This window comes from Nakamurella flavida (assembly GCF_030811475.1).
Taxonomy (GTDB): Bacteria; Actinomycetota; Actinomycetes; order Mycobacteriales; family Nakamurellaceae; genus Nakamurella; species Nakamurella flavida.
On sequence record NZ_JAUSQV010000001.1, the window covers coordinates 2,753,564 to 2,765,203 of the forward strand.

9 protein-coding genes are annotated in these 11,640 nt (G+C 74.3%); 5 read left to right on the forward strand and 4 right to left on the reverse strand.

All coding sequences use genetic code 11. The features are described 5' to 3' along the window. Positions 1-25: 25 nt before the first annotated feature. Positions 26-988 (reverse strand): T3SS effector HopA1 family protein, encoded by a 963-nt coding sequence (locus tag J2S58_RS12215; protein ID WP_205256852.1) that lies wholly within the window; start codon positions 986-988, stop codon positions 26-28. Then, positions 985-2,193: a class V lanthionine synthetase subunit LxmK gene (gene lxmK, locus J2S58_RS12220; protein ID WP_205256851.1), complete on the reverse strand. Its 1,209-nt coding sequence runs from the start codon at positions 2,191-2,193 to the stop codon at positions 985-987. The genes J2S58_RS12215 and lxmK overlap by 4 nt, the downstream gene beginning before the upstream one ends. 305 nt (positions 2,194-2,498) lie before the next feature. Between lxmK and J2S58_RS12225 the strand changes: the two genes are divergently transcribed. Continuing rightward, complete coding sequence (locus J2S58_RS12225; protein ID WP_205256850.1) at positions 2,499-2,723, forward strand: hypothetical protein; 225 nt, start codon at positions 2,499-2,501, stop codon at positions 2,721-2,723. 72 nt (positions 2,724-2,795) lie between these two features. Here J2S58_RS12225 and J2S58_RS12230 read toward each other — a convergent pair whose 3' ends face one another. Beyond that, positions 2,796-5,837 carry an AfsR/SARP family transcriptional regulator gene (locus J2S58_RS12230; RefSeq protein WP_205256849.1) on the reverse strand — a complete coding sequence of 1,014 codons (3,042 nt, stop codon included), beginning with the start codon at positions 5,835-5,837 and terminating at the stop codon, positions 2,796-2,798. A 37-nt stretch (positions 5,838-5,874) separates the two neighbouring features. Between J2S58_RS12230 and J2S58_RS12235 the strand changes: the two genes are divergently transcribed. From J2S58_RS12235 to J2S58_RS12250, 4 genes are all read left to right on the forward strand, one after another. Then, positions 5,875-7,284 (forward strand): helix-turn-helix domain-containing protein, encoded by a 1,410-nt coding sequence (locus J2S58_RS12235; protein ID WP_205256848.1) that lies wholly within the window; start codon positions 5,875-5,877, stop codon positions 7,282-7,284. A gap of 90 nt (positions 7,285-7,374) precedes the next feature. Next, positions 7,375-8,328: an ABC transporter ATP-binding protein gene (locus tag J2S58_RS12240; RefSeq protein ID WP_205256847.1), complete on the forward strand. Its 954-nt coding sequence runs from the start codon at positions 7,375-7,377 to the stop codon at positions 8,326-8,328. Then, the gene (locus J2S58_RS12245; RefSeq protein WP_205256846.1) at positions 8,325-9,188 is read left to right on the forward strand and encodes an ABC transporter permease; all 864 of its coding nucleotides are present in this window, start codon (positions 8,325-8,327) and stop codon (positions 9,186-9,188) included. Before J2S58_RS12240 ends, J2S58_RS12245 begins: the two co-directional genes overlap by 4 nt. Positions 9,189-9,285: 97 nt before the next feature. Next, positions 9,286-9,456: a hypothetical protein gene (locus J2S58_RS12250; protein WP_205256845.1), complete on the forward strand. Its 171-nt coding sequence runs from the start codon at positions 9,286-9,288 to the stop codon at positions 9,454-9,456. A 36-nt stretch (positions 9,457-9,492) separates the two neighbouring features. Here the strand turns inward: J2S58_RS12250 and J2S58_RS12255 are convergent, their stop codons facing one another. Continuing rightward, positions 9,493-10,752 carry an MFS transporter gene (locus J2S58_RS12255; RefSeq protein ID WP_306828395.1) on the reverse strand — a complete coding sequence of 420 codons (1,260 nt, stop codon included), beginning with the start codon at positions 10,750-10,752 and terminating at the stop codon, positions 9,493-9,495. Between the last annotated feature and the right edge of the window lie 888 nt (positions 10,753-11,640).

Below are 11,640 nucleotides of genomic sequence, written 5' to 3' on the forward strand. Positions count from 1 at the left end.
CCAGGACTGGGCGGGGCAGGCGGGGTCAGTCGGTGTCGGCGTTGCGGGCCGGGTCGGTCGGGTCGATGTTGGACTCGGCGAACTTGCGGGCGGCCACCACGTCGAGCGGTGAGCCGGACTCCAGGGCGTCCAGCAGGGTGTCCACCAGGACGTGGGCCCGGTGCTGGCCGAAGCTCAGTCCCTGGTACTCGCGGCGCGGGTCGGCGGGCTCCCAGGCGATGGAGATGCCGGGGGCCACCCGGGTGGCGAAGGCGGGAGTGGCTGCGGCGAGCCGGGTGTCGCCGTCGAGCAGGTCCACCAGGTCGTCCACCCGGTGGGTCGCGGCGCCGTCCAGATAGACGACCAGGGCGTCGCGGCGGGGGTAGAGCCGGGGCGCGGACAGGATCTTGGCACGGTAGCCCACCCCGGACTCCTCGAGCAGGGGGAGCAGCAGGCGCCAGACCTGCAGGGCGCCGGTCGGTTCCGGCAGGTGCAGGTACACCCGCAGCAGGCTGCCGGCGGGCGGCGGGGTCCGGGTGCCGTCGACGAAGAAGAAGCCGGGGGACAGCAGCGGACGGGCCGGCGGGACGTGCACGGTCACGGGGTCCCCGACCCGGACCGGTGCGCCGGCGGTCGCGTCCCGGAGCATCCTGACCCGGACGCCGTCCCGCAGGACCACGATCGTGTCGCCGTCGTCGGCCAGCACCGGCAGGTGCAGGGTGCGGTGGGTGTGCGGGACCGCGCCGAGCAGGTCGGCCTCGAAGGCGGTGTCCCGGGCGTGGTACGGCGGGTCGGGCTCGGCGGGATTCCGTCCGGCGTGCAGGATCTCGTACACCGAGCCGGACAGCTTCTTGCGGAGCTCGTGCGGGTCGTCGGCCTCCACCAGGTGACCGTCGACCCGGGCGCTGCTGCGGTCCGGCTCGACCCGGATGCGGTCGAACAGGGCAAGCAGCGCGGGGGAGAGGTCACCGGACGGGCGCCGGGGCGGTGCTTGCATGACGGCGGTCATGACGCCTCCTTCAGGCCGAGGACGGAGATGAAGCGGTCGGGGGAGATGAGGGCGGTGCGGCCGATGCCGGCGGCGGCGCGCTCGATGCCGGTGATCTTGGACAGCCGGGAGCTGCTGGCCAGCAGCCGGTCGATGGTGTGCCAGCCGGCGTGGGCGGTGGCCCGCCGGGTGAAGCCCGGGTCGAGCTCGGGCCGCACCTCGCGGTAGCCGCGCCAGAAGTGACCGACGAAGGGGATGAGGCGCTGCAGGTTGTCCGCGCCGCGCCGCAGGATGTCCTGGTGGGAGAGGTCGCTCAGGATCGGCCGCTGCCCGCCGCGGGTGGTCACGATGTCGAGCACGGAGCGGTACAGCCATTCGCCGGCGAAGGCGCCGACGTCCCGGGCGGCGTCACCGAGCCGGAACTCCTCCCAGTCCGCGATGAGCACCCGCGGGCCGTCGACCAGGACCTGGTCGAGCCGGAAGTCGCCGTGGGTCGGTACGCGGGGCGCGTCGGCCTCGTCGGCCAGCAGGGCCCGCACCGCGGTCGCGATGGCCGGATCGGCCTGCAGCAGGCTCCAGGCCTGCAGCTCGCCGAAGCTCAGGGCGTCGAACATGCCGCTGGGCAGGGCCTCCAGCAGGGTCGGCGACGGGAACAGCAGCGGCTGGTCGTCGATGCCGTCGACCGGGTCGGCCGCGTGCGCCGAGGCCAGCGCGACCCCCACCCGGTGGGCCAGCTCCGCGGTGAACTCCTCGTCCACCACCAGGCGGGCGCCGGGCACGGCGTCCGGGAACGACTCGTACACCAGGATGCCGGCCTCCCGGTCGACGTCCAGCAGTCGCGGGCCAGGCTGCTCGTCGGCGGCGAAGGCCGCGTCGGCGAACTCCTGGAAGGAGACCAGCCGGGCCATCCGGCGGGGCACGTCCTCGGCCGGGCCGAGCAGCTGCTTGACGAACAGTTCGGCGCCGGTGTCCGACGGCCCGATCCAGACGGCGTTCCGGCCCGCCGGCGAGGTGGTCCGATCGGTGATCAGGGCACCGAGCCCGCGGTCGGCCAGGAACCGCCGCACCCGGGGGTGGTGGTCCAGGTCGATGGCGGCCGGGCGGTCGTCGTCGTCGGTCCCGACGGGGGTGCCGGGGACGTGCTCGGGTCCCGGGGGTGGTGCGATCACCGGCGCCGCGGGCAGTCCGACCGCCGGGGCCGGGGGCAGGGTGTCGATCACGCTCATGTCCACTCCTCGTGGGCCGGGCCGATCCTCCCGACGGACCGGATGGACCGGCCGTCGCTGACACCGAGAACGATGCCGGGCCGCGCCGGCCCGTCGGGGCAGGGCGGCCCGGCAGTCGTCCGGCAGCGCCGGGGGCTTTTCGCCGGTCGTCCGCGCAGGTCAGCGGCGGGATAGCGGGGTGATAGCCCGGGGGAGGGGCGGCTGCCTAGGTTGGAGACCGTCAGCAGATGCAGTCACCAGATGCAGTCACCAGAGCCGTCAGCACCGGCCGGTCACCACCGGTCGGCCACACGAAGGAGCCAGGGATGCGGATCAGGGCAGCCATCGTCGCGACAGCCGGAGCATGTGCCGTCGTGGGTGTGTCGGTGTTCGGGGCCGGGGCGGCGGTCGCCGCCGAACAGCCCGGCGCCGCTGCGGAGATCCGCGCCGGGGTGTCCGCCCCGGTCGAGTTCCCGTCCCTCGGAACCGACCGGCTCGGCAAGGACCTGCCCGTCATCCCGTGGCGACCGGTCGGCGACATCTGGGACTGAGCCCGGTCGGACCGGCTCCGCCTGCGCCGGCACCGTCCGACCGGTCGGGGACCAGTGGTGCCGGCCGGTCGGTCAGCCGAGTGCGGCGATCATCCGCTCGACCTCGCCGAGCGCCGCCTCCTGGCGCAGTTCGGCGAACAGGTCGCGGGAGGCCAGCAGGGCGGCGCGGGCCTCGGCCCCACGGCTGCGCCCCAGCTGGACGCGGGCCAGGTCCCGCATCACCATGGCCTCGCCCAGCGGGTCACCGAGTTCGCGGACGAGCTCCAGCGCCGCGGTCAGCTTCTCCTCGGCGAGATCGGTGCGACCGTCGGCAGTGTCGGCCCCGGCCGACGCACGCAGCACCTGGGCGATGGCGCGGCGGTCCCCGGTCCGGTGGGCGAGCTCCAGCGCCTCGGCCAGTCGGGCCCGACCCTGCTCGGTCGCCCCGTGCCCGGCGGCCTCCCGCCCCAGCAGCATCAGGGTGCGCCACTGACCGCCCAGGTCACCCCGGTCGACGAAGGCCGCCAGTGCCTGTTCCCCGTGGTCCACCGCCGCCGCATGTCCGGCGGGGTCGTCACCCGCCGTGGTGAACAGCAGATGGGCGAGCTGACGCCGGACCAGCCCCTCCCCGGTCCGGTTGCCCAGCTCGAGCAGATCGGCCAGGGCCTGCTCCAGCAGCGCCCGTCGGGTGGCGGTGTCGTAGCGGTCGCGCAGCCCGCTGTTCGCCACCTCGACCAGGGCGGCGGCGCCCAGCCGGTCGCCCGCGGCGTCCACGGCGGTGAGCGCGCAGGCGTGCAGGGCGGCCAGGTCGGTCAGGTATCCGCGGCGCTCCAGCATGATCGAGGCCCGCACCACCAGTTCCCAGCACTGGGTGACCAGACCGTGGGCCGCGGCCAGCTCGACCACGTCGCGCAGCGCACTGCGCTCGGTCTCGAACCACCGGTAGGGGTCGGCCAGCAGACGTTCCCGGTACCCCTGCGGCGGCGTCCACCGCGGCGACCCGCCGTCGATCTGCAGGAAGTCCCCGCCGAGCAGGCGGGCGTTCGCCTCGGTCAGCAGGGTCAGCCACCCGCCGGTGAACCGTTCCACCGCCGCCCGCTGCATCGGCGCGTCGGCGCTCTCGGCCAGCTTCTCCAGAGCGAAGACCCGGACGAGTTCCTGGAACCGATGCACCGTCTCGCCGGCCACGTCCACCCCGACCGCATCCAGCAGGTGCACGTCGACCAGCGGTTCGGTCAGGTCGGACGGGAACGGCCGGTCGTCGTCGACCAGCGCCCCGGCCGCCCACGCCGGGATCGTCGGTCCGGTGAGCAGGGCCAGCAGCGCGAAGGTGCGGGCGGCGAGCGGGTCGAAACCGTCGTGGGCCAGCGACATCCCGGCCCGCAGCGTCAGGTCCCCGTGGCTCAGCTCGTCGAGCCGCCGCCGCTCGTCGGCCAACCGGTTGACCAGTCCGGCCAGCGGCCAGTGCGACCGGGCGGTGAGCCGCGCGGCCACGATGCGCAGCGCGAGGGGGAGGCGACCGGTGGCGTGCACCAGCGCGAGGGCGGCCTCGGGCTCGGCGTCCACCCGCTCCCGACCCAGGGTCTGGGACAGCAGCCGCAGGGCCGTCGGCACGGTCAGCACGTCGATCTCGAGGCACGTCGCGCCGGGGACGGCGGTGAGCCGCGAGCGGGAGGTCACGATGACCCCGCACTGCGGCGACCCGGGCAGCAGCGGTGTCACCTGGGCCTCGGAGCCGGCGTCGTCCAGCACGATCAGCACCCGGCGGTCGGCGACCATGCCGCGGAACATCGCGCCGCGCTCGCCGGCGTCGGGCGGGATGGCCGGCGGCGGGACGCCCAGGGCGCGCAGGAACCGGCCGAGGACATCCGCGGGGGACAGCGGGTCGTCCTCGATGGCGCGCAGGTCGCAGTAGAGCTGACCGTCCGGGAAGTGCTCGGCGCCCAGCAGGTGGCCGGCCTGGACCGCGGTGGCACTCTTGCCGACCCCCGGCGGGCCGAGCAGGACCGCGATGCCGACCGTGGTCGGATCGTCCAGCAGCACCGACCGGACCAGGTCGAGCGTCTGCGTGCGGCCGACGAAATCGGCCGGTGCGGTGGGCAGCTGGAAGGCCGTGGGTCCACCGACCGGCGGGGTGGGGGTGTCCGTGGGCGGCATCGACAGGGCCCCCGTCGACACGGCCCCCGTCGACAGGACCCCCGCCTCGGCCGGGTCCGGCGCCCGCAGGGACGCGTCCGCGGTCAGGATGGCCCGTTCGAGCTCGCGGAGTTCCGGCCCCGGCTCCAGCCCCAGGTCGTCGGCGAGCAGGGCCCGGAAGGCGCGGTAGACCTCCAGGGCCTCGGCCTGTCGGCCCGACCGGTACAGGGCCAGCATCAGTTGGGCGCGGAGCCGTTCGCGGAGGGGATGGGCCTCCACCAGGGCGGTGATCTCGCCGATCAGCCGGGCGTGCCGGCCCAGCCGGAGTTCGATCTCGAACCCGGACTCCTGGGCGACGAGCCTGTCCTCGTCGAGTCGGGTGGCCTGTGCGCGCAGCGCCTCGCTGTCCACGCCGCTGAGCGCCGGACCCCGCCACAGCGCCGCGGCGGACCGCAGGGCCGTGACGGCCTCGAGGTCCTGGCCCTCCAGGACGAGCCGGTCCGCCGACCGCACCAGGGCGTGGAAGCGGTGCACGTCCAGCGCCTCGGGCGCCAGGGAGAGCCGGTACCCGGGGGGCTGGGTCTCGATGGTGGCCCCGGTCGGTTCCAGGAGCCGGCGCAGGCGGGACACGCAGATCTGCACCTGGGTGCGCGCGGTGTCCGGGGGCTCCTGGGCCCACACCACGTCCACGAGGTGATCGCTGGAGACGACGCGGCCCACGGCGAGGGCGAGAGCGGCCAGGACGGCCTGCTGGCGGCCCGGCGGTACCCGGATCGACGCCGCCCCGATCACCTCGAGCGGACCCAGCAGACCCAGCACGACGGACGGGGTCGACGGGGCGGACTGCGCGGGGGGCAGTTCGTCGAACGCGATACGGCACTCCCGTCGTCTGCGGCCCACCAGACCGTGCCCGCGCATTCTACGGACGGCCGTCACCGTCCGGGGATAGCCGACCGATAGGTCCCGGATGCCTCCGGTCCGCAGGCTGGACGCGTCCACCGATCCTGCCGACCCGAGCGGAGTCCCGATGACGGCCGTGTCTGCTTCCGCCCCGCTGGGTCGACCCGTCCAGCCCCCCGGTCTCCGCCTGGTGACCCCGCTCGGCGGGTCCCCGGTGACGCCGTCGCTGGCCGAACTGCTGCGCACCCACCGCACCCGCATCGGGTTGACCCAGCAGCAGCTCGCCGACTTCTCCACCGTCAGCGTCCGGGCCATCCGCGACATGGAGAACGGCGTCACCCTGTGCCCCCGTCGGGAGACGGTCCAGTTGCTGGCCCGTTCGTTGCGGCTGGACGACGCCGCCCGGGAGGACCTGTCCCTCGCCGCCGGGGTGGCCGCGCCGGCCGCCCCGACCGGGCCCGGTGTCGGTGTCGTCCGGGCGGGCGCCCTGCTCGGTCGGGACCGGGAGCGCGCCGAACTGGCCGACTGGTTCTCCCGGGGCGCCGAGCCCGTGCTCACCGTCGTCGGCCTGCCGGGCGTCGGCAAGACCCGGCTCGTCCTGGAGCTGGCCGGTGCGGTCGGGCACGACGGCAGCCGGGTGCTCTGGCCGGGCTGGGGTGGGGACGACGGCGGTGGCGCCGATCTGCCCGACCGGCTCGTCGAGGCGGCCGTCGCGGAGCTGACGACGGCGGCGGGCGGCCGGGGCGCCGCGTCGACCCGGCTCGCCCTGCGGATCGGTGCCCAGCCCGCGCTGCTCGTGCTGGACGACCCCGCGCGCCCGCCGGACCCCCGCGCCCTGGACCAGCTGCTCGGCCAGTGCCCGGGCCTGCGCGTGGTGCTCACCGCCGTCCGTCCGCCCCGGGTGACCGGGATGCGCCGGTTGGTCCTGCATGGTCTGCCCACCCCGCCCGATCCGCAGGATCCCGGGTGGGCCACGGCTCCGGCCGTCCGCCTGCTCACCGGCGGGCCGATCCCCGGATCCGACCCGGACCCCGGCGAGCTCACCCCCGCGGAGCGGGCCGACCTGAACGCCGTCGTCGAGCAGCTCGACGGACTGCCCTTCGCCCTCACCCTGGCCGCGCCGCTGGTCGAGCTGTACGGCCCGGCCACGTTGCGTCGGTGCCTGGCCGAGGACCTCCTCGGCACCCTGGGCGTCGGGGCCGGTGCCGCGGGGTCGGACGGCACGGCCGGCGCCGAGCGGTTCCGCCGGATCCGGGAGACCGTCGACGCCCTCCCGGCCACGCGACGGCGCGCCCTGGCCGACCTGTGCGCCGTGACCGGCCCGGGAGCGCCCACGCAGGACGGCCCCGTCCCGCCGACCGTCGAGATGCTTTGCCGCACTTCCGGTCTCGCCCTGCCCGAGTGCGGCCGGACGGTCGACGAGCTGTGCGCCGCCGGGTTGCTCCGCCGGCAGGGTCCGGGTCGCTTCCGGGTCGTCGGTCTGGTGCGCAGTCTCGCCACCGCACTGCCCGACCCGACCGGCCGACCCGCCGCCGTCCCGGCCTGAGCCGCAGCGACCGCCACCCGGCCCGCCCCACCGCCACCCACCAACCACCCGCCACCCACCCTGTTGCACCGTCACCCGAGGAGGACCGTGATGACCGGACGGACACTCTCGTCCCCGGCCCGTACCGCCGAGCGATCCCGCGAGAGCGTGGTGGAGGTCCGCGACCTGCACCTGAGCTACGGCAGCACACCGGTGCTGCGGGGGGTCGACCTCACCGTCGCCGCCGGGGAGGTCGTCGCCCTGCTCGGACCGAACGGGGCCGGCAAGACCTCCACCGTCGAGGTGCTGGAGGGCTTCCGCTCGCCGTCCGGCGGGCAGGTGCGGGTGCTGGGACAGGACCCGGCCACCGCCGACCACCACTGGCGGTCGCGGGTCGGCATCGTCCTGCAGTCCTGGCGCGACCACGGCCGCTGGACGGCCCGGGAGCTGCTCACCCACGTCGCCCGGCACTACCGGCCCTACGACTCCCCCGAGCGGCGCCGGCCCCTGCCGGTGCAGACCGTCATCGACCGGGTCGGGCTCACCGACAAGGCGGACTGCCTGCTGCAGACCCTGTCCGGCGGTCAGCGTCGCCGGGTCGACGTGGCCACCGGCGTGCTCGGTGATCCGGATGTGCTGTTCCTGGACGAACCCACCGCAGGCCTGGATCCGGAGGCCCGGCGGGACTTCCACGACCTGATCCGCCGGCAGGTGGCCGAGAGCGCCACCAGCGTCCTGCTCACCACCCACGACCTGCACGAGGCGGAGGCCCTCGCCGACCGGGTGGTCATCCTGGCCGGCGGCCGGATCATCGCCGACGGGCCGCCCGGCTCGCTCGGCGGGACGACCCTCGTCCGCTGGACCGAACGCGGCCGCCGCGCCCAGGCCGAGCTGTCCCCGGGCGAGGACAGCACCGCCTTCATCCGCGACCTGGTCGCCGACCCCACCCGGGACGTCGCCGACGTGCACGTGACGAGGTCCGGCCTCCAGGAGACCTATCTGGCCATGATCAAGCGCACCGCCCGCCCGGCGACCGCCGACACCGAGATCGGGGAGAACGCATGAGCACCGCACCGTCCGCCCTGTCCGCGACGCTGTCCCTCGGCGCGCACCGAGGCTGGCTCGAGTACCGGAAGTCCTTCACCAACAAGCAGGACGCGCTGAACTACTTCGGCATCAGCGCCCTGTTCCTGGCCGCGGCCTACGCCCTGCGCGACTCCGAGATGCCCGGCACCGACGTCGGTTTCGGCACCGTGTTCCTCGCCGGGGTGATCGGATTCACCGTGGCCATGGGCGGGATCGTCACCGTCGCCCAGGTGCTGGCCACCGAACGCGAGGACGGCACCCTGCTCCGGGCCAAGGCGCTGCCCCGGGGTATCCCCGGCTATCTGGTGGCCAAGGCCGTGCACACGTTGATGATCACACTGACCAACGTGGCGATCATCCTGCTGCCGTCGCTGTTCCTGCTCGACGACGTCCGCGTCCGCAGCACCGGCGACGCGCTGACCCTGGTCGCCGTGGTGGTCGTCGGCCTGCTCGCCACGGTGCCGATCGGCGCCGTCATCGGGGCGCTGATCACCAGCCCGCGAGCGGTGATGGGCATCCTCATGCTGCCGATCATGGGCATCAGCCTGGTGTCCGGCTTCTTCAGCCCCATCGCCACGATGCCGGTGTGGGGGCAGTGGATCGCCCAGGTCTTCCCCGTCTACTGGGTGGGCCTGGGGACCCGGTCGGCGCTGCTGCCGGAGTCGTCGGTGGGCGCCGAGCTCGGGGCCACGTGGCGCCCCTGGGAGATGTACGGGGTGCTCGGCATCTGGGCCGTCGTCGGCCTGGTCGTGGCCCCGCTGGTGCTGCGCAGGGTGGCCCGTCGTCAGTCCGGATCGAGGGTGGCGCAGGCCCGGGACCGGGCGCTGAGCACCGTCTGACCCTGCGCGCCGTCCTCTCCCGCGCACCGTCCCTGCGCATCGACCCACCGACCGGTCGTCCCGATCCCGGGAGCGACCCCGACCGAAGGAGAACGGGATGGAGATCGCGATCATCGTCGCGGTGACGCTGGTGGTCCTGGTGGCCATCATCGCCTGGGAGAGCCGCCGACGAACCGGCCGGGCGGCCCGGGGTGACGACGGGTCGGCCGCGGCCATGGGGGGTGGGCACGGCGGGGACGGGGCCGACGGCGGGGGCGGCGGGGACTGATCCCGCGGCTCCGCCGCCCCCTCGGCTCCCGGGTGCTCAGTGGGTGCGTTCGATGGCCCGCAGCGACCGCCGGCCGAACCCGAGCAGCACGGCCAGGCCCGCGGCCACGCAGATCGCGCCGAACCAGAACGGCGCCGCCACGGAGACGTTCTCGCCGAGCTTCCCGCACACGAACGGCGAGATGGCCCCGCCCAGGAAGCGGACGAAGTTGTAGCCGGCCGAGGCCACCGGGCGGGGCACGGGCGAGATGTTCATGGCGGTCTCGGTGAACACCGTGTTGAGCACACCCAGCGGGGCCCCGCAGGCGATCACCAGCACGCACACGGCGGCCGGGGTGTGCACGAACAGCGCGATGAGGGCGAGCAGCACCGTGAAGGTGCCCATGGCCAGCGCGAAGGTCCGCGGCAGGCCGAACCGGAGATGCAGCCGCGGGGCCACCCACACCGCGCAGATCCCGAGCAGCACGCCCCAGCCGAAGAACAGGAACCCGATGCCGTACCCGCCGAACGGCACCACGAACGGCACGAAGGCGAGCACGGCGAAGAAGCCGCCGTTGTAGAGCAGCGCGGCGATCCCGGTGACCAGGAGGCCGCCGTGGCCCAGGGCCCGGATGGGGTCCGCGGGCCTGATGCGGTGCGGAACGGTCACCCGGTCCTTGAGGAACAGCACGATGGCCAGCAGGGCCACGCTCATCAGGATGCCGACGCCGAAGAACGGCCAGCGCCAGTTCACCCCGCCGAGCACGGCGCCGACCAGCGGTCCGATGGACAGGCCCACCCCGAGGGCGGCCTCGTACAGGGTGATGGCGCGTTCGGGGCCACCCTTGGCCACGGCGACGATGGCGGCGAGGGCGGTGGCGATGAACAGGGCGTTGCCCAGACCCCAGCCGGCCCGCCAGCCCACCAGTTCGGCCACGCTGGAGGAGGTTCCGGCCAGGCAGGCGAACACGATGATGACGCCGAGACCCAGGATCAGGGTGAGCCGCCCGCCGAGCCGGGCGGAGGCGAACGAGGTGATGAGCATGGCCACCGCGGTGACCAGCAGGTAGCTGGTGAACAGCAGGGAGACATCGCTCGCGGTCGCGTTCAGGTTCTCCGCGATCGACTTCAGGATCGGATCGACCAGGCCGATGCCCATGAACGACACCATGGCGGCGAAAGCGAGCACCCAGACCGAGAGCGGCTGCTTGACCCGGCCGGTCGTCTCCACCGGTCCGGGTCCGGGCGCGAGGTCGGCGGTGGACGGACCCGGGGGTGCGGGCGGGACGGGGCGGGCCGGGGTGTCGGTGCGGGTCACCGGGGTTCCTCTCGGACGAAGTGGTTAGCCGCGCTAAACAGTACGCCGTGGGTCGTCGCGGTCGTGCCGCGCCCCTGGGACGCGCTGCCCGTCCCGCGCCAGGGCCGTGGCGGAGGTCCGTCCGGACCTCGTTCGGGTCGCCGGACCCGTCCGGGGAAGGCCCGATCACCCTGAGTCACCGATCTCCGACCGGACCGGCCGTCGTCATGCGGGCGGCGCAGCGGGGCCGAAGCGGGACCCTCCGGGATCGTGGAGTCGGCCGGGTCGGGTGGCCCCCCGACCGGAGTGGGTCACGAAAGAGTGTCGGCCGGGTGTCGAAACCGCGACCGACGAGCAGACGCGACACGCCGGGAACGCCACGCCGGGGGGGTGGAGCGATCGTCCACAACTTCGGTTGTCCACAGGACCGGTTCCCGACGCACCGTCCCCACCAGCGCGAACAGTCATCGACCGTCGGGAAGTCCACAAACCTGTCCACAGTTGTCCCCGGCTCGACCTGCGGTGATCGAAGTTGTGCACAGCCTGTCCCGGAGGTGTGCACAGTCGTCCGTTTGCTGCCCGGTCATCGGCCGTTCTACGGTCGCGCGCAGCCTGCCGGGCTTCGGTCGAGCACGCGGGCGGCGACCGGTCGGTGACGACCGGCGGGTGACTCCGACGATCGGCCTCCACCGGCCGCTGGACACGGAGTGTGATCGGTGGCGGAGGCGGAGATTTCGCCGGATAGCCCGTTGTCGGGGGCTCGGCGTAGAACACGCGTTCGAGGGCTGCGGTCGCAACAAGCGGTACGCACAGTGACGCCCGGCCGGGTCCTCGGTCGGCAGGGCGGTTCTCGGCACGGCACGGCACGGCAGGACACGAGAGACACGGCACGGCAGCAGGAGCACGGAC